We start from the raw sequence: 18,394 nt of genomic DNA on the forward strand, positions 1-18,394 counted from the left end.
GTGACATGTCAACGTCGCACACAGCGTTACCGCCCGGCTCCACCGCCGTGGAGGGCCGGAAACTCCCCTTGTCACCGCTGCTGGCATTGGCCACGGCGGCCTTCATGGTGATCCTGACCGAGGCGCTGCCCGCCGGTGTGCTGCCCGAGATGGCCGCCAGCCTGTCGGTCAGCGAGTCCGCGGCGGGGCAGGCGCTGACGATCTACGCCGTCGCCACCGGCCTCGCGGCGATCCCCATGTCCGCGATCACGGCGACCTGGCGGCGCAAGCCGCTCATGCTGATGGCGGTGGGCGGGTTCGCCCTCGCCAACATGGTCACGGCCTTCTCGTCCAACTACCTGCTGACCATGCTGTTCCGGTTCATCGGCGGGGTGGCCGCGGCCGTCGTGTGGGGACTGCTGGTCGCCTACGCCCGCCGGCTGGCGCCCGCGCACCTGCAGGGCCGGGCCATCGCGATCACCATGGCGGGCATCCCGCTCGCCCTGTCCCTCGGCATCCCGGCGGGCACGTTCCTCGGTGGGCTGTTCGGCTGGCGGCTGACGTTCGCCCTGGTGACCGTCGTCTCCCTGGTCCTGGTGGGGTGGATCTTCGCGTCCGTGCCGGACTACCCGGGACAGCGGCCGGAGCACCGGCAACCGATCCTGAAGGGTTTCGCCATCCCCGGTGTGGGGGCGATCCTGTTCGTCGTCGCGGCCTACGTGTTGGCGCACAACGTGTTCTACACCTACATCGCCACGTTCCTCGACGAGCACGGCATGTCGGACGCGCGGGGCACCGTGCTGCTGGTCTTCGGCATCGCCTCCGTGGTGAGCATCTGGGTCACCGGCATCCTGGTCGACCGGAGGCTGCGCGTGCTGACCATCGCCTGCACCCTCCTGTTCGCCGCGGGGTCGACCATGCTGGGGCTGCTGGCCGACATGCCCGCCATGGTCTTCGTCGCCACGGTGCTGTGGGGGCTCGGCTGGGGCAGCGTCGCCACCCTCTTCCAGACGGCGGTGACCGACGCGGGCGGCGACGTGGGACAGGCCCTGCTGGTCACCACGTGGAACCTGTTCATGGCCGCGGGCGGCGCGGTCGGCGGCGTCCTGCTCGGCGTCTTCGGCCCCGACTCGTTCCCGTGGACCGCTCTCATCCTGCTGGTGCCGGTGTTCCTCGTCGTGGTCGCCGCCCGCGCGCACGGCTTCCCCGCCAAGCGCCCCGGCACGACCTGACCCCGTCCGGCGGGCGCCGGGTCCGGTTCCACCGCGGTGGAACCGGACCCGGCCGCCTCGTCCGTCAGACCGCCCCGGCCCGGCCGCCGAACTCGATGACGTTCGACAGCACCACGTCGTGACTGGTCACGTCGATGGTCACCCGGTCACCGTCGGCGATCCGGAACCCGTCGTGGAAGCTGGCCTTGTCGGCGCCGAGCAGCACGTAGTTCACCATCCCCGGCCGGCGCACGGCCGGGTACGAGAACAGGTGGTCGACCATGTCCTCCACCCGGAAGTACAGGTCGTCCGCGCCACAGGCGAACGGACCCTCCCAGGCCGTCGCACCGGCCCGCTCGATGGTGACCCGACCGGTCGCCGTCCGAGGCGGCTCGTCGAGGAACAGCCAGGGCGCGATGGAGGTGTCGCAGAGCTTGCAGTACGGGTTCCAGCCCGGGTTCTCCCGGTGCAGCCCGATGTCGCACAGGTCGTTGCCGAATGTGTAGCCGGCGTAGTGCGGCGTGCCGTCGGCGCCGTTGACGTAGACCAGCACGATCTCGGGCTCCTCGATCAACGCGATCGGCGACGCCGGAACGGCCAGCGGCTCGGCCGGCATCCGCAGCCAGGAGCCGAAGCCCTTGAAGAACCAGTTCGGCGGGATGAACACCGCGTCGGGGTCCGGGCCGTCGTCGAACTTGGACCGGTGCGTGCGCATGAAGCCGCTCACCATCGCGTTCCCGGTGGCCGTCGGCAGCAACGGCGGGAGGTAGCGCAGCTCGGGGTCGTCGGTCGTGACCGTCACTTCCTCGGCACCGTCGACGACGGACGCGGCGAGACCGCCGTCGGACTCGGTGATCGCCGTGTGCAACTGCCCGTCGGCCACCCGGTACAGGCGCACCGCGTCGCCGGGCGCGGGCTTGCCGAAGCCGACGTACCGCTCGCCCTTGTACTCGCACTCGAAGAGGATGGACATGTTGAGGCCTCCTGGGCCGTCGTGGTTGGTCAGACGTCGTGGTTGGTCAGGGTCGTCGGGAAGGTCGAGGGACGCCGTGGACGTGTCGCCCCGGCGGTCCGGTCACGCGCCGTCGCCCGCGGCGTGCACCAAGCCGTCGAGCCCGACCGGGTCCCGGCCGAGGCCACTGGGCGTCACCCAGTCGAAGGCCCGGTAGACCGCCGGTCCGAGGCCGAGGCCCTCGGCGACCTGCTCGCGCAACCGGTTGGAGGCGAACCCGCCGATGACGTTCATCTGCGCGTCCCGGTAGAGCCGTTCCACCTCGTGCCCTGAAGTCACGCCGGCCGCCCCGTGGATCTGCACGGCACGCGCCGCGACGCCGACGGCCATCTCGGTGGCGTAGATCTTGAGCATGCCGATCAGGTCCCTGGCGGACCGACCCGCGGCGCGTTCGCACGTCACCCGGTGGGCCAGCAGCCGCGCGGCATCGATCTGGGCGTGCGACTCGGCGAGCTGTGCCTGCACGCCCTCCATGTGCGCCAAGGGTCGGCCGAACGAGACCCGTTGCCTGGCGTGCCGCACGGAGGCGGCCAGCGCGGACTCGGCGATGCCGATGGCCGCGAACGCGATGAACAGCCAACCCCAGGCCATGCCTTCGGCCAGTTCCTCGATGGGCACGGGCACCACGTCGGCCGCGGCGACGTGGGCGTCGTCGAAGACGATGCCGCCCCAGGACATGCCGCGCAGCCCCATGTGGGGAATCGCGTAGCGCTGGACGCGGGGCTGCCGCAGGTCCACGAAAGCGAGGCACCAGTCCGGGCCGTCGTCGCCCGGAAGCTTCTCCCGCCTGGCGAGCACCACGGCCAGGTCGGCGGCCGGCGAGTTGGCGATCCTGGACTTCTCGCCGGTGATGACGAAGTCGCTGCCGGCCGGCCCGGCGGGGCGCACCGTGGTGCGGAAGGTGCCCGAGTCGCTGCCCGCGGTCTTCTCCACCACGGCGAAAGTCGCCAGCCGCTCACCCGAGAGCAGGGGCCGCAGCAGCCGCGCGTGCTCGCGGGTGTCGCCGTAGGTGGAGATCAGCTTGGCACACAGCAGCGCGGACACGGTCGCCGCCCAGAAGGTTCCCGCACAGGCGCGGGCCAGCGCCTCCATGGCCGCTGCCTGGGTGGGGCCGTCGGCTCCCGTTCCGCCGATGTCCGGCGAGTGGAACAGCCGCAGGTACCCGCTGTCGGTGAGTTCTTTCCAGTTCTGGAGCGGGATCCGTCCCGTCGCGTCGGTCTCGGCCGCCCGAGCGGCGATGCCCGGGAAGCTCGGCGCGGTGTCGATGCCTCGATGGTCGCCGTTCATGTCCTTTGTGGTCCTCACGTTCAGCCGATCCCGAGCAGGGACGCCGCGATCACGGGCCGCAGCACCTCGGTACCGCCGCCGGTCTCGGCGAAGAACAGCGCGTCGCGGTGCGCCCGTTCGATCAGGTGGTCACCGGTGGTGCCGAGCGCACCGGGCAGGCGTGCCGCCCCTTCGGTGACCGCCCGCGCGGCTGCCGCCACGAAGAGCCGGGCGGCGGCCGCGTCCTCGCGCGAGGGCCGGCCGCCGCCGTCGAACTGCCCGGCGGCCCGGTACAGCAGCCCCGAGGCCAGTTCGCACTGCGCGGCCTGGTCGGCCAGGGTGAACCGCGCGGACTGGGCGTGGACGACGGGCCGGCCGAAGAGGTGGTGTTCGCGGGCGTCGGCGATGGCGTCCCGGGTCAGCGCGCGCATGACGCCGAGCCACGGCGCGCTGAGGAAGACCCAGTCCAGCGCCGCCAGCAGTGGTTCCACCTCGTCCGCGGCACCGCCGACGGTGCTCAGCACCGCGTCCTCCGGGACGACGCAGCCGTCCAGCATCACCTGACCCCACGGGCAGGTGCGCATCGCGACCGGGCCCACGTCGTTGATCAGCAACCCCGGGGTGGTGCGGTCCACGACGAACGCCGTCCGACTGCCGTCGTCGTGCGCGGCGATGACCAGGAAGTGGTGGGCCACGGGTGCGCCCGCGACCAGATCCAGCTCACCGCTGAGCACCCAGCCGCCCAGACCGGCCGCGGCGGGACGGGCGGTGACGGTGGACGCGTGGGCGGCGCCTTGCGTCTGGCGCAGCGACACGGCACCCACCCACTCGCCCGAGGCCATGCGAGGCAGATAGCGCCTCTGCTGCCGTGGGTTGCCGAACGCACGGAGCAGCACGGTCGCGAGCACCGCGTGCACGCCGACCGCGAGAGCGAGGCCCGGATCGCGGCCCCCGTCGCCCAACCCTTCCAGCAGGGCGCAGGTCCGGGTCGCGGACAGGCCGCCGCCGCCCAGGGCGCGCGGCACCAGCGGCCCGGCGAGGCCCGGCCCGGACCGTGCGCCCGACAGTTCGGCGAAGATCCCTTGGTCCCACCGGCGGTCCCGGTCCCGTTCGGCCGCAGTCGGCCGCACCACGCGGCCGGCGAGTTCCCGTGCCCACTCGACCAGCGACAGCCCGCCGCCGTCTGCGTCGGCGGCGCCGTTGGCGAGGGTGTGCGACAACACCGTCGAACCCTGCTGCCCGTTACCGGCAGATTCCGGTTTCAGGCCATTGGCGCCACCGTTTTGCGATAAATCCACTTCAGTCACTCTCCACCACCTTCCGTGGAATTTGGGAACGAATTCCCCGCGAACGTTTACCCAGGTTCATCCGAAACCGGTACGATGTTTCTACAACAAGTTTCTGCCCGACAGCGGCGGACATCAAGGGCCCCCGTGTCAGACTTTCGTCAAATCACGTCAGAACTCTGCAAATCATCGGAAACGGTCTCGGTACCGGCGCTCGCGCCGGGTCGCACGGTTCACGGCACGGACAGCGCCCACCCCGAGGACCGCTCGGTGATCACAGCCGACGGGCGTCGGCACCCTGGTCGCGGGCGTTGCGCTCGACCGGGAACGGCGAGCACCGCGTTGCAGACCTGTACTCGATCGACCGATCACACGTTGCGGATCCGGGTGCAACGCCGGCCACCCGATCGTGGTGGAAACCGGTTCGTCGCCGACCTGGCCGTGGGCATATCGACGACCCGATCCGGCTCGAACAGGCGCAGGCACGACCGCCGTGGTTCGGGGCCCGTCCCGCCCCTGACCGCCAATGGCGATCCTGGTTGTCGGGGCTGCGTACCCGACAGGTCGGCCGCCGAGTTTCTTTCGGATTCGTCACCGGAGAACCCCTTTCGTCGAAGGGATTTCGCGTCGTTCCGGCCACCGAGGATATCCAGCGGTGAGACGTCGTCCGAGACTCGCGGCGGCTAGGTCGTGTTTCAGCTGTGGCGTAGCCGGATGTTGATGGCGGCGATGTGGACGGTGGCCTGGTAGCGGACGGCGAGTTCGATGCCCCTATGGATGTCAAGCAGCGTCGGGCAGGGCCGTGGACGGGTCGTCAGGCCTGCTGATCACCGAGTAGATTGCGCGGGCGATGTAGCGTTTGGCAGCGGACGGTTTCGGGGCGGGTCTTGCCCTGGGTCAGGCTGCGGGCGAGGTAGTCCTGTGTGCGTGCGTCCCAGCGCAGGCGGGACAAGGCGATGCGGTAGAGAACGGCATTGGCCTGGCGGTCGCCGCCGCGGTTGAGTCGGCGGCGTTGAACGTTGCCGGGGTGCATCATGGGCGGTAGGGCATGATCGTGAGGCGTGGCGTTACCGCTGCTGTACCTGATCTTCGTTCTGGCGGACGACGCGAAACTACGCCGTTCGGGGGGCGCCGATCCAGCCGGCGTCTCATGGTGAAACCTGTCGAGTTCCCACGGGATGCCGTCCGTCGCCGGCTCACGCAGTGGAAGACGGGACCGGCACCAGAGCTCCGCGTCCGGATTGACTTGTCGCAAAGCTTGACGCACCATGTTGAGACAACAGTTGCGACATAGGAGGCGTCATGTCGAACGGAACCTTGCCGGATGTCGACCCGCCGGTGCGTCCGGCGGACCTCGAGCGGGCCGGCGTGTGGTTGGCCGGGCACGGTCTGGCCGACGTCCGGCCGACACCGTTGCTGGCGACGCGCCTGGCGGTCCGGCGACGTACCCGGCTGGGCGCTGCCGTCCTGCTGGCCGCGTTCATCATCGCGGTTGCCCTCACCTACACCGGTGGCATGGTCGACGGGTCCGGGCAGCGGCGCTGGTCGCTGCTGGTGTTGACGGCGCTGGTGGTCGGGTTGGTGCTGACCCAGTCGTTGCTGGACCGGTGGGTGCGACGCGTCGACCGGCGCGCCGGTGCGACGTTGCCGCGACGGGCGGCCCACCCGGTCCGGCTCGGTTGGCGCACCGTGCTCGGCTGGCCGCGTGCGGCGTTCGCGGCCGCCACGTTCGTGGGCGCGACGGCGCTGGCGATCGGCACCCTGACGCTGGACGACCCCACCGCGAGGTACGCGGCGGTCATCCTGCTCATCGGGCTGTGCGGGCTCGCCGTCGGCGTCGTCGTCCAGCTGCGCCACATCCTGACGCACCCGGTCGTGGCGGACGACGAGGCTTCGCTGACCGCCGACGTCATCCTGCGGGTCGAGGACGCCCGGGTCGGCGCGGCGCCGACCGCGGTGTGGTCGGTGTGGTCGCTGCCGGTCGTGTCGGTGTTCAGCACCACCGTCGGTTGGTGGAACGCCGCCTGGCTCGCCTTCATCGTCCTGAGCGTCGTCGCGCTGGCCCTGATCGAGGCGCGGACCGCCCGGAGCGCCACGGTGGCGCGGCACGTCATGAGCGCACCGTGAACCGGATGATCGTCATCGACGCGGCCTCGCCCGTCCCGCCGTTCGAGCAGCTCCGTGCCCAGCTCGCCCGGCAGATCCAGGACCGCACGCTCGCCGTGGGCACCCGGCTACCGACCATCCGCCGGCTGGCCGCGGACCTCGGCTTGGCCGTCAACACCGTCGGCCGGGCCTACCGGGCGCTGGAGGAGGCAGGGCTGATCGAGACCCGTGGGTCGGCCGGCTCGTTCGTGTCCGCGGCCGGCGAACGTGGACGCGAACAGGCAAGCCGCGCCGCCGCCGACTACGCCGCCGTCATCGCCGGCCTCGGCATCGACGTCAACGAAGCCATCCGCATCGTGCGAGCAGCGCTGACCAGGCGCATCGCGGCATCCACCGCCACACGCGACCCGAAAGAAGCATGACGTGGCCGTACCCCGCAGCCTCCCCCAGCGCATCTTCCTGCTGGCCCACAACCCGGACCAAGGCAAGGTCGGCGTGGGCACCAACCTGGGCGTCATGCTCCGCGCCGCGGCCCTCGCCGACCTCTACCAGGGCGGTCACCTCACCGACGAACGCGGCCGCGCCGCCATCGACGTCCGGCACCCCTGCCACGATCCCGTCCTCGACGCGCTCCTCGAAGAGATCGCCGGCTCCAAGCCACACACCTGGCAGTCCTGGATCGGCCACCGCCAGCGCCCCACCGTTCACGCGGTACGCCGGCAGCTCAACGACGGCGGCTGGGTCCACCTCCATCCCCACAAGATCCTCGGGCTGTTCCCCACCACCAAGGTGACCATCCGCGACCCCCGCGTCCGCGAAGAACTCCTCGGCCGGGTCGACACCGCCCTGCACGAACCCATCGGCGGCATCGACCCCGCCGACGCCGCCCTCGTGGCCATCATCGCCGCCGGCGACCTCACGCTCGTCCTCGACCGTAAGACCAGACGCGCCAACAAACAGCGCATCCAGGAACTCACCGAGCTGAGCGGACCGATCGGCCCTGCCCTGCGCAAAGCGATCCAGGCCGCGGCAGTCGGTGAGGCATAGCCGTCACCGGGATGAGCAGAGCGGCATGCCACTGGCGATTCCGGCGACAGCCGGACACGGCATGCGAGACTTCCGGATCGATCGGATGTGGGACAACGAGGAGCGAGCCGTGCCGGTTCCCGTTCACTTGCACGAGGCGCTGGACGGTCTGGTGCTGAACCCGGCGCTGCCGGCCGATCTGGTCGGCCGTCTGCTGCGGTATCGACGGGGCTTGGGCCATGTCGCGAAGCGGTCGGACCTGACGGAGGACCTGATCGCCGAGATCATCGACGCCGACTGGTTCTGGCTGGTTCACTCGCTGGCGCTCAACAGCAGTCTGCCCGACACGTTCCGGATGCGGCTGGCCCGGCATCCCCATCCTCTTGTGCGGACCGCCGTCGTGGTCGGCAGTGACGACGGGACGCCGCGGGAGGTGTTCGAGCTGCTGATCGACGATCCCGACCCCACGGTCCGGGGGTACCTCGCAGAAAGCGGGCACGTCCCCGAGGATCTGCGAGCCGCGCTGGCCGCCGACCCGGACCCCAAGATCCGCGCCACGCTGGCGCAATGGTGGACCGATGCGCCAGAGCAGGTGCGCAGGACGCTGCTGACCGACCCCGTCCCCGACGTCCGCGCCGCGGCTTGCTCTACCTACTACGCCCGGCTCCCCCACCCGGTGCCGCCGCCCGACCTGGTACCGGCTCTGCTCGCCGACCCGGTCACCCGGGCCGGAGCGATCCGGCATGCGGCCCTGGATCACGCCACGGCCGCCCAACTGGCCCAGGACCCAGCCCCCGACGTCCGCAAACAGGTGGCGGCCCATCCCCAACTGCCGCCGGAACTGCGCGACACGCTCGCCGCCGACCCGAACGCATCGGTCAGGGTCGTCATCTTCGGCCGCGCTGACACCCCGGAGCCGCTGCGGGCGGCCATCCACGCCGGGATCCAAGCCCTCTCCGCCCAGCCGGACACCCTCCAAGGCCTCGATGCCGACGACCCGGCACGGAAACGAAACCTCGACAACTACACGGCGCGCATCGAGCTGCGCTACCTGAAGCTGGACTGGGTAACGGCCGACCCGCTGTCGCATGTGGACTCGCCTTATCCGTGCTTCCGCGCGTCCGCAGCCGCGTGTGCGTCGCTGCCGCCCGACGTCGTGACACGACTGCTCAACGACGTGGACATCGACGTCGTCACCACCATGGTCAGACACGCCCCCCACCTGGTGGACCTGGCCACCGCCGAACGCGTCGCCCGGCAGTTCCGGCCCGACCGGCCCACCGCCTGGCACCCGGCCGACGACTTCACCTTCCCCCCGGACGTCCTGCGCCGCTTCGCCGTCGACCCCGACCCGGGGATGCGGCGCCTCGCGCCCCGCGATCCCGAGCTGCCCGCCGCGCTCGCCCAGAAGTTGGCCACCGACCCCGACCACTCGGTGCGGCACGCGGTCGCAAACCACCGCAACCTGCCGACTCCCGCCCTGATAGGCCTGCTGTCCGATGAGAACGAGTCGGTGGCACACGCAGCAGCCGGTTCGCCTTATCTCCCAACCGAACAGATGGAGCGGCTGCTCGCTCTCGCTGACCTCTGACCCACGCCCGGGACGTCGACCACGCGGCGAGCACCGCGTCCGCGGCTTCCCCCTGACGCTCCGGACCGCCCGCGTAACGCGGGGCGAGCACCACCAGACCGACATCCGGCCGTGTGACGGCCGAGACTTCACCGCCTGCTACGTCGACGGCGGTGCCGGCCACCTGTGTGGAACGGCAGGATCCTCAGGGCGCAGGTAGACCACCGCGGATGAAAGCGTCCTCATCGGACGTTCACCGGCCGCTCAGCCCCGCGTCGCAAGCTGGTCGCCGTGGACACCTTCACCTACACGACGCGACCGGAGCCGGCGACCCTTCCGCTGCCGCGTCCGCGACCGCGCCGCCGGCCGCCGCGCCGGCTGTGGGGGATCGCGGTGGTCGCGGCGACCGTGCTGGGCGGCGGCCTGCTCGCCGACGGGTTGGGCGTGCCCGGCGCGGTGGTGCTGGCGGTGTTCGCCGCGGCGGTCGGGGCCTGGGTGCTGACCCCGGTCGACGACACCTGGATCGCGCTGGCCGCGGTGTGCGTGCTGGCCGTGACCGGGGTGATCGCGCCCGCCGACCTGTTCGCCACGCTCGGCGCGGACCTGGTGTGGCTGCTCATCGCGGCGTTCGTGCTGGCCGCCGGGCTGACCCGGTCCGGGCTGGTCGGGCGGTTCGCGGTGGCGCTGCTCGGCCGGGCCCGCACGGTCCGGCAGTTGGCCCACCTGACCGTGGTGGCCCTGGTCGTCTCGTCGCTGGCGGTGCCCTCCACGTCGGGGCGCACCGCCCTGGCGCTGCCGGTGTTCGGTGCCCTGGCCCGTGCGCTCGGCGACCGGCCGCGCGTGGTGCGTGCGATGGCGGTGCTGTTCCCGACCGCCGTGCTGCTCTCGGCGGTGTCCACGCTGATCGGCGCGGGCGCGCACCTGATCGCCGACCAGCTGCTGCGCGACGCCACCGGCGAGGGCGTCGGGTTCCTGCGCTGGCTGCTGCTGGGCCTGCCGCTCGCCGTCGTCTCCTGCCACCTGGCCGCCGAGGTGGTGCTGCTGCTGTTCACCTCGCGGGCCGACCGCCGGCTCCGGCTCGACTGGTCCCGCGACGCCCTCGTGGTGGAGCCCGCGCCGCCGAGCGGGCCGTGGACCGGTCCGGAGAAGCACGCCGCCACCACCACGGCCGCCGTGCTCGCGCTGTGGTGCACCGAGCCGCTGCACGGCGTGCCGCCCGCGCTGGTGGGGCTGCTGGGCGCGCTGGTGGTCACCATGCCGCCGCACGGCGAGCAGCGCGTCACACCGGCCGCGGCGCTCAAGACCGTGCCGTGGTCGCTGCTGCTGTTCACGGCCGCGACCGCCGCCCTCGGTGACGCCCTGGTCTCCACCGGCGCGGCCGGGTGGCTGGCCGGCGCGGGCCTGTCGCCGCTGGAGCACGCGTCGCCGGAGCTGCTGCTGGTCGCCGTGGTGGTGGTCTCCACGGCGGCGCACCTGGCCGTGCAGTCCCGCTCGGCCCGCTCGTCGGTGCTGGTGCCCGTGGTCATCCCGCTCGCGGTCGCGGCGGGGGTGAACCCGGCCCTGGCCGTGTTCGCCTCCACCGCCGCGGCCGGCTTCTGCCACACCCTGACCTCCTCGGCCAAGCCCGTCGCGCTGTTCGCCGAGGTCGAGGGCCTGCCCACCTACTCGGCGCGCGACCTGCTGCGCCTGTCCTCGGTGCTGGCGCCGTTGCACGTCGCCCTCGTCACCGCCTTCGCCCTGTACGCGTGGCCCCTGCTGGGGCTGCCCATCACCACCCACTAGGAGCAGACCCATGCGCATCGTCGTCGCACCCAGCGGCTTCAAGGAGAGCCTCGGCGCGGAGGCCGCCGCCGACGCCATCGCCACCGGCGTCCGCCGCGTCATCCCGTCCGCCGAGGTCGACCGCGTCCCGCTGGTCGACGGCGGCGAGGGCTCCGCCGCCGCGCTCGCCGGCCTGACCGGCGGCCGGCTCGTCGACGCCGTCGTCACCGGCCCGGTCGGGCAGCCCGTGCGGGCCCACTTCGCGGTGCTGGGCGACGGGCGCACCGCCGTGGTGGAGATGGCCGCCGCCGCGGGCCTGCGGCTGGTGCCCCAAGACCTGCGCGACCCGGGCCGCACCACCAGCCGCGGCGTCGGCGAGCTGGTGCTGGCCGCGCTCGACGCCGGGTGCGGCTCGGTGCTGGTGGGCTGCGGCGACTCGGGCACCTCCGACGGCGGCGCGGGCGCGCTCCAGGCGCTCGGCGCGAGGGTCCTCGACCGGCACGGGCGCGAGGTCGCGCCGGGCGGGACCGCGCTCGCCGGGGTGCGATCGGTGGACGTGACCGGCCTGGACCCCCGGCTGGCGGGCGTCGATGTGCGGCTGGCGGTGAACCCGCACAACGTGCTGTGCGGTCCGCGCGGCGTGGCCAGGGTGTTCGGGCCGCAGAAGGGCGCCTCGCCCGCGCAGGTGGACGAGCTGGCCGCCGCCCTGGACACCTGGGCCGACGTGCTGCGCCGCGACCTGGGCGCGGACGTGGCCCGGCGCCCCGGCTCCGGCGCGTCCGGCGGTCTCGGCGCGGGGCTGCACGCCGTGCTCGGCGCGCCCCTGCTGCCGCGCTTCGACGTGCTGCTCGACCACGTCGACCTCGACGCCCGCCTGGCCGCCGCGGACCTCGTGGTCACCGCCGAGGGCGCCATCGACGCCCAGACCCCCTACGGCAAGGTGCCCGGCGAGGTCGCCCGCCGCGCCAAGGCGCACGGCAAGCCCGTCATCGCCCTGACCGGGACCATCGGCAGCCACGCCGACAGCGCCTACGCCGCCGGCATAGACGCCTTCCAGGCCATCCTGCCCCGCCCGGTCTCCCTGGACGAGTCGATCCTGCGCGGCGCGGAGTTCCTGACCGACGCCGCCGAGCGGGTGCTGCGGCTGGTGCTGGTGGGGACCAGGATCACCCCTGTCGGCTAGACCGTCCGGAGCAACAAGATGAAGAATTCCTCACGTGGCTCTCATCGGGGATTCCGACCGCGCGACGAAAGTGGACCCATGCCAACCCCACCCAGGATCGCGCTGGTGACCGCCGCGATCGCGCTGCCGCTCGGCGCGGCCCTGGTGACCTGGGCGCTGCCCGGCGAACCCGCGCCGACCGCGCCCGTGGAGGTCCGCCTGCGCGACAACGCCGTGCCGGACCCGTCCACGACCGGGACAAGCGCGACCGGGACGAGCGCGCCCACGACGACGACGCCCGCGCCACCGGCGGACCCGACGACCACCGCGCCGCCCGCGCCACCGGCGCCGGTCGTGGTCGCACCGCCACCGCCCGTCCCGCCGGGCGACGACGATGACGACGGGGGCGGTGACTCCGACGGCGGCGATGACTGAGCCGGTGCCGCGCCGCGCGCGGGCGGTGCCGGCCCGCGTGCGGATCATGGGCTGGCTGCTGCTCCTGGTCGCGGTCGTGTCGCTGGCCACCACCCTGGTCACCCACAACCTGCTCCTGCGCGAGGTTGACCGCGACGTCAACGCCGCATTGGAGCAGGAGGCCGCCGAGCTGAGCCAGGTGTTGGCCGAGGGCGTGGACCGGGCCACCGGCCAGCCGTTCGCCGACGTGCGCGAGGCGCTGTCCGCGCACCTCCAGCGCCAGTACGTGGACGACGACGAGGTGATCCTCGCCTGGACCCCGATCGCCGGGCCGATCCTCCAGGACCGGGAGGAGCCGTTCCGCCTCGGCGGCCATCCCGAGGTGCTCGACCCGATCCTCACCGCGCCCGCCACCAGCGGCACCGTCGCGACCCCGGCGGGGGAGATGCGCTGGATCCGGGTCGACGCCAGGGGCTTCGGCGACGACCGGGGCGCGCTGGTGGTCGGCTACTTCGTGGACCGCGACCGCGACGAGGTCGCCACCACGGTGCGCACCCTGCTGCTGGTCGGGCTGCTCGGCGTGGTGCTCGCGGGCGCGGCCGCCTGGTTCGTCGCCGGCCAGATCCTCAACCCGGTGCGGCTGGTGCGCCGCGCCGCCGCCGAGATCACCGAGCACGACCTGACCAGGCGCATCCCGGTCGAGGGCCGTGACGACATCGCCGCTCTCGCCGAGCAGTTCAACGCCATGCTCGACCGCCTGGAGCGCGCCTTCGCCACCCAGCGCAGGTTCCTCGACGACGCGGGTCACGAGCTGCGCACCCCCATCACCATCGTCTCCGGCCACCTGGAGCTGCTGGGCGACGACCCGGCCGAGCGCGCCGAGACGGTCCGGTTGTGCACCGACGAGCTGGACCGGATGAACCGCATCGTCGGGGACCTCCTGCTGCTGGCCAAGGCCGAGCAGCCGGACTTCATCACGCCCGCGCCGGTGGAGGTGGCCGAGCTGACCAGCGACCTCTACGCCAAGGTCCGCGCGATCGGCGACCGGCGGTGGCGGCTGGAGGCCATCGGGGAGGGCGAGGTGCGGCTGGACGAGCAGCGCGTCACCCAGGCCGTCGTCCAGCTCGCGCAGAACGCCGTGCAGCACACGGAGGACGGCTCGGAGGTCCTGATCGGTTCGGCGGTGCGGGACGGCGTCGTGTCGTTCTGGGTCGCGGATCGCGGGCCGGGCGTGCGGCCCGAGGACGTCGAGGCGATCTTCGAGCGGTTCGGCCGCGGCTCCACCGGCGGCGCCGCCGGCCACCGCGCGGGCGCGGGCCTCGGACTCGCCATCGTGCGCGCCATCGCCGAGGCCCACCACGGCCTGGTCCGCGTGACGTCCGCGCCGGGCGCGGGCGCCCGTTTCGCGATCGAGATCCCCACCCGACCCGGAGGCAGCCCGTGACCCGCATCCTGATCGCCGAGGACGAGGCCCGCATCGCGTCGTTCGTCCAAAAAGGACTCATCGCGAACGGGTTCGCCACCACCGTGGTAGCCGACGGCGAGAGCGCGCTCCAGCACGCCCTCACCGGCCGCTTCGACCTGCTCGTGCTGGACCTCGGCCTGCCCGAACGCAACGGGTTCTCGGTGCTGAGCACGCTGCGCGAGCGGCGCAACACCACCCCCGTCATCATCCTGACCGCCCAGGACTCGGTCCGCGCCACCGTCGCCGGTTTGGAGGGCGGCGCCGACGACTACATGACCAAGCCGTTCCGGTTCGAGGAACTGCTGGCCAGGGTGCGGCTGCGACTGCGGCGCAACGAGACCGCCACCGAGCCCACCGTGCTGCACGCGGGGCCCGTGGCCCTGGACCTGCGCACCCGGCGGGCCGACGTCGACGGGACGGCGGTCGACCTGACCGCGCGGGAGTTCGCGCTGCTGGAACTGTTCCTGCGCCACCGCGGCCAGGTGCTGTCCCGCGAGCAGATCCTGTCCCACGTGTGGGGCTACGACTTCGACCCCGGCTCCAACATCGTCGACGTGTACGTCCGGGCACTGCGCCGCAAGGTCGGCGCGACCCGCATCCGCACCGCGCGCGGCATGGGCTACGCCTTCGACGTGACGTGCTGACCCGGTCACAGACACCGCGCAGCACCGACACCACGACGCCCAAGACCACGGCCCGGTCGCCGTCGATCGCCTGGTAGGCGGGGATGCGCGGCTCCAGGCGCACGTGGCCGTCACAGCGCCGGCACGGCCTCGTCGTCGATCACCGCGGCGACGATCCGGCCCGAATGGAGCTGCTCATCGTGACTGTTGGGCTGCCCTGGCGACCCCGTCGTTTGTCAACCTCCACCCCGCAGTGGCTCAGCACGTGGGCGGTCTTGTTCGTGCTGCGGCGAAGTGGCTACGTTTCCGCCACCCCGTGACTCCGGCCGTTCAACGGGCGCCTCCTTCGCCGCCCGGCCCCTCCGGAAAGGACCCCGCCATGAGCGTGTCCGCGCGACCGCGCTCGCGTGCCCTCGACTCACCGGCGCCGAAAGTCGTGGCCGCCCGCCACCCGTGGCGGTGGGTCGGCATCGTCGTCGCGTCGGTGCTGGTCGCGCAGTTCATCAGCGGTCTGGTGACCAATCCCGGCTGGGACTGGGCCACGTTCGCCCGGTTCTTCACCGCGAGGTCGATTCTCGAAGCCGTCGTGGTGACCCTGGAACTGACGTTCTACGGCACCGTCATCGGTTTCGCGCTCGGCATCGTGCTGGCCCTGATGAGGTTGTCGCGCAGCCGGTTCCTGGAGGCGGTGAGCTGGACCTACGTCTGGGCGTTCCGCTCCATCCCGCTGATCGTGCAACTGCTGTTCTGGTTCAACATCTCCTACCTGTACGAGGAGCTGCGCTTCGGCATCCCGTTCGGGCCGACGTTCATCGGCTTCGACACCAAGGACCTGATCAGCCCGATGGGCGCGGCGGTGCTCGGGCTGGCGCTGCACCAGGCGGCGTACGCGGCCGAGATCGTGCGCTCCGGTGTCATCTCGGTCGACCACGGCCAACTCGAAGCCGCCGCCGCGCTCGGCATTCCGAGGGCGCGCCAGTTCCGCCGGATCGTGCTGCCGCAGGCGATGCGGTCCATCCTGCCCAACGCGACCAACGAGGTGATCAGCCTCTTCAAGGGCACCTCGGTGGTGTCCGTGGTGGCCATCGGCGAGCTGTTCTACCAGGTCCAGGTGATCTACGGCCGCAACGCGCGGGTGGTCGCGCTGCTCATGGTCGCCACCGTCTGGTACATCGCGTTGACCACCTTGCTGTCCGTCGTGCAGCACTACGTCGAGAAGCACTACGCCAAGGGCGCGACCAGGAACGAGGACGGGTGGAAATGGGCGAGGTGATGGTGGACGTCCTCGGCGTCCACAAGCGTTTCGGCGACAACGAGGTGCTGCGAGGCGTCGACCTGCAGGTGTCGGCGGGCGAGGTGGTGGTCGTGCTCGGGCCGTCCGGCTCGGGCAAGTCGACGCTGCTGCGCACGATCAACCACCTGGAGCGGGCGGACCGCGGGCTGGTGCGCGTCGACGGCGACCTGATCGGCTACCGGCAGCGTGGCGACAAGCTGTACGAGCTGCGGGAACGCGAAGTGCTGCGGCAGCGCACGAACATCGGGTTCGTGTTCCAGAACTTCAACCTGTTCCCGCACCTGACAGTGGTGGAGAACATCGTGGAGGCGCCGGTGTCGGCACGGCGGAAGCCCGTGGCCGAGGCACGTGCGCAGGCGCGTCGGCTGCTGGAGCGGGTCGGGTTGTCCGACAAGGAGTCCGCGTACCCGCGGCACCTGTCCGGCGGGCAGCAGCAACGCGTCGCCATCGCCCGTGCCCTGGCGCTGGAGCCGAAGGTCCTGCTGTTCGACGAGCCGACGTCCGCGCTGGACCCCGAGCTGGTCGGCGAGGTGCTGGACGTGATCAAGGACCTGGCGCGCGGCGGCACCACGATGATCGTGGTCACCCACGAGATCGGCTTCGCCCGCGAGGTCGCCGACACCGTGGTGTTCATGGACGACGGGGTCGTGGTCGAACAGGGGCCGCCGTCACAGGTGCTGGACCACCCGCAACACGCGCGCACCCGCGCGTTCCTTTCCAAAGTGCTCTAGAGCGGTAGGGAGATACCGTTGTCCTTCTTGAAGATCACCGCCGTGGTGGCCGCCGCCCTGTCGTTGGCGGCGTGCGGCGCCTCCCCCGATGACGGGGTGACCGTCGACCAAGTGGTCGCCGCCGGCAAGACCGTCAACCTCGGCCCGGACCAGCAACGCGTGACCGCGTCCAAAGTAGACGCCATCGCGGCCAAGCTGCCCGCGGAGTTGCGCGCCGGCGGGAAGCTCATCGTCGGCGGGTCGATCGGCACCGCGCCGCCGTTGCGCTTCTACGCCACCGACGACAAGACGCCGATCGGGGTGGAGACCGACATCGCGGTGCTGATCGCCGGCGTGCTGGGGCTGGACGCGCAGCTCGAGGCCACGTCGTGGGAGAACCTGTTCGTCGGCCTGGACAGCGGCGCGTACCAGGTGGGGATCTCGAACATCACGGTGACCGAGGAGCGCAAGGAGAAGTACGACTTCGCCACCTACCGGCTGGACACCCTGGCGTTCGAGGCGAAGAAGGGCGGCGCGTGGCGGGTGGCGAAGCCGGAGGACGTGGCCGGGAAGGTCATCGCGGTGCAGTCGGGCACGAACCAGGAGAAGATCCTGGTCGACTGGAGCAGGGCCAACGAGGCGCGCGGCCTGTCGGCCACCGACATCAAGTACTTCCAGAACGCGTCGGACTACTACCTGGCGTTGGAGTCGGGCCGGATCGACGCCTACCTCGGCCCCAACCCCACTTCGGCGTACCACGCGGCCACGTCGGGCAAGACCGAGGTGATCGGCACGTTCTCCGGTGGCGGCGCGACCGTCGGCAAGATCGCCGTGACCGCGAAGAAGGGCAGCGGCCTGGTGGAACCGATCGCCGAGGCCATCGACCACCTGATCGGGACCGGCGAGTACGCCGAGGTCCTGGACCGGTGGGGGTTGGGCGACGAGGCCGTCGACAAGAGCGAGGTCAACCCACCGGGTCTGCCCAAGTCGTGACCACGTGTGGCGCTACGTCCGGCTCGCCGGCGGTTCACGACGTCGTGAACCGCAGCGCCGCCCAGGCATCGGCCTCGAAACGGGCCAGCGAGCGGAGCCGGTGAAAGCCGCGTCGCAAACGTGCCATGACACCTGACCTTCCTCATCCTCCCATCTACGCACGCGCGCCGGACCAGGCCAATGCCGTTTCATCATGTGAACGGTCTTGCGCTGATGCCGAACATGCTTCGGTCCCAGCGGAAATCCCGGAGGGTGGACGACCTTGAAGGGCGTCGGTGGCGTTGGAATGCTCGGGAGCATGACCCAGCCACTCGTCATCGGCGTCCTGGTCGGCAATCCCAGCCCGGCGGTGGGGGCGACGCGATGACGGACCTGCGCACGGCACTCCGTGACTTCCCGCAAGGGGTCGGCATCGTGACCGCGACGGGCCCGGACGGCCCGGTGGGCGTGACGGTCAGCTCGTTCACGTCGGCGAGCATGGACCCGCCGCTGATCGTGGTGTGGATCGGCGAGGGC

General features: G+C 71.8%; 18 protein-coding genes and 1 pseudogene. 14 read left to right on the forward strand and 5 right to left on the reverse strand.

Annotated elements, in window-relative coordinates; translation table 11 throughout:
• Positions 1-5: 5 nt before the first annotated feature.
• Complete coding sequence (locus tag ADK67_RS25945) at positions 6-1,211, forward strand: MFS transporter (RefSeq protein ID WP_053719103.1); 1,206 nt, start codon at positions 6-8, stop codon at positions 1,209-1,211.
• Between the two features lie 64 nt (positions 1,212-1,275).
• Here ADK67_RS25945 and ADK67_RS25950 read toward each other — a convergent pair whose 3' ends face one another.
• From ADK67_RS25950 to ADK67_RS49345, 4 genes are all read right to left on the reverse strand, one after another.
• Complete coding sequence (locus ADK67_RS25950) at positions 1,276-2,163, reverse strand: fumarylacetoacetate (FAA) hydrolase (RefSeq protein WP_053719104.1); 888 nt, start codon at positions 2,161-2,163, stop codon at positions 1,276-1,278.
• A gap of 102 nt (positions 2,164-2,265) precedes the next feature.
• Positions 2,266-3,489 (reverse strand): acyl-CoA dehydrogenase family protein, encoded by a 1,224-nt coding sequence (locus ADK67_RS25955; RefSeq protein ID WP_053719105.1) that lies wholly within the window; start codon positions 3,487-3,489, stop codon positions 2,266-2,268.
• A 20-nt stretch (positions 3,490-3,509) separates the two neighbouring features.
• Complete coding sequence (locus ADK67_RS25960; RefSeq protein ID WP_053719106.1) at positions 3,510-4,691, reverse strand: acyl-CoA dehydrogenase family protein; 1,182 nt, start codon at positions 4,689-4,691, stop codon at positions 3,510-3,512.
• Positions 4,692-5,568: 877 nt separating this feature from the next.
• Positions 5,569-5,790: a hypothetical protein gene (locus ADK67_RS49345; RefSeq protein ID WP_197289613.1), complete on the reverse strand. Its 222-nt coding sequence runs from the start codon at positions 5,788-5,790 to the stop codon at positions 5,569-5,571.
• Positions 5,791-6,056: 266 nt separating this feature from the next.
• On the opposite strand from ADK67_RS49345, the gene ADK67_RS25965 reads away from it, so the two are divergent.
• From ADK67_RS25965 to ADK67_RS26005, 9 genes are all read left to right on the forward strand, one after another.
• Entirely contained in the window at positions 6,057-6,881 is an 825-nt protein-coding gene (locus tag ADK67_RS25965; RefSeq protein WP_053719107.1) for a hypothetical protein, read from the forward strand.
• Positions 6,882-6,886: 5 nt separating this feature from the next.
• Entirely contained in the window at positions 6,887-7,282 is a 396-nt protein-coding gene (locus ADK67_RS25970; protein WP_053719137.1) for a GntR family transcriptional regulator, read from the forward strand.
• Between the two features lies 1 nt (position 7,283).
• On the forward strand, positions 7,284-7,907 hold the full coding sequence (locus ADK67_RS25975) for a GOLPH3/VPS74 family protein (protein WP_053719108.1): 624 nt from the start codon (positions 7,284-7,286) through the stop codon (positions 7,905-7,907).
• A 25-nt stretch (positions 7,908-7,932) separates the two neighbouring features.
• Complete coding sequence (locus ADK67_RS25980; RefSeq protein WP_197289614.1) at positions 7,933-9,477, forward strand: hypothetical protein; 1,545 nt, start codon at positions 7,933-7,935, stop codon at positions 9,475-9,477.
• Positions 9,478-9,747: 270 nt separating this feature from the next.
• The gene (locus ADK67_RS25985) at positions 9,748-11,238 is read left to right on the forward strand and encodes an SLC13 family permease (RefSeq protein ID WP_053719110.1); all 1,491 of its coding nucleotides are present in this window, start codon (positions 9,748-9,750) and stop codon (positions 11,236-11,238) included.
• 10 nt (positions 11,239-11,248) lie between these two features.
• Positions 11,249-12,400, forward strand: coding sequence for a glycerate kinase family protein (locus ADK67_RS25990; RefSeq protein WP_053719111.1), 1,152 nt, complete (start codon positions 11,249-11,251; stop codon positions 12,398-12,400).
• Positions 12,401-12,478: 78 nt separating this feature from the next.
• Positions 12,479-12,814 carry a hypothetical protein gene (locus tag ADK67_RS25995; protein WP_157620835.1) on the forward strand — a complete coding sequence of 112 codons (336 nt, stop codon included), beginning with the start codon at positions 12,479-12,481 and terminating at the stop codon, positions 12,812-12,814.
• Positions 12,807-14,237 (forward strand): sensor histidine kinase, encoded by a 1,431-nt coding sequence (locus ADK67_RS26000; protein WP_053719138.1) that lies wholly within the window; start codon positions 12,807-12,809, stop codon positions 14,235-14,237. The genes ADK67_RS25995 and ADK67_RS26000 overlap by 8 nt, the downstream gene beginning before the upstream one ends.
• A complete protein-coding gene (locus ADK67_RS26005; protein WP_053719113.1) occupies positions 14,234-14,902 on the forward strand; it encodes a response regulator transcription factor in 669 nt (222 codons plus the stop codon). The genes ADK67_RS26000 and ADK67_RS26005 overlap by 4 nt, the downstream gene beginning before the upstream one ends.
• Positions 14,903-14,912: 10 nt before the next feature.
• Here ADK67_RS26005 and ADK67_RS53870 read toward each other — a convergent pair.
• Positions 14,913-15,075: pseudogene (locus tag ADK67_RS53870) on the reverse strand (transcriptional repressor LexA); the annotation flags it as partial.
• Between the two features lie 185 nt (positions 15,076-15,260).
• On the opposite strand from ADK67_RS53870, the gene ADK67_RS26010 reads away from it, so the two are divergent.
• From ADK67_RS26010 to ADK67_RS26025, 4 genes are all read left to right on the forward strand, one after another.
• On the forward strand, positions 15,261-16,154 hold the full coding sequence (locus ADK67_RS26010) for an amino acid ABC transporter permease (protein ID WP_053719114.1): 894 nt from the start codon (positions 15,261-15,263) through the stop codon (positions 16,152-16,154).
• Entirely contained in the window at positions 16,142-16,906 is a 765-nt protein-coding gene (locus tag ADK67_RS26015) for an amino acid ABC transporter ATP-binding protein (RefSeq protein WP_053719115.1), read from the forward strand. Before ADK67_RS26010 ends, ADK67_RS26015 begins: the two co-directional genes overlap by 13 nt.
• An 18-nt stretch (positions 16,907-16,924) precedes the next feature.
• Positions 16,925-17,878 (forward strand): ABC transporter substrate-binding protein, encoded by a 954-nt coding sequence (locus ADK67_RS26020; RefSeq protein WP_053719116.1) that lies wholly within the window; start codon positions 16,925-16,927, stop codon positions 17,876-17,878.
• Between the two features lie 363 nt (positions 17,879-18,241).
• Positions 18,242-18,394 (forward strand): flavin reductase (locus ADK67_RS26025; RefSeq protein ID WP_197289615.1); only part of this gene is annotated, 153 nt, incomplete at its 3' end.

Origin of the sequence: Saccharothrix sp. NRRL B-16348 (assembly GCF_001280085.1) — a bacterium.
GTDB lineage: Bacteria > Actinomycetota > Actinomycetes > Mycobacteriales > Pseudonocardiaceae > Actinosynnema.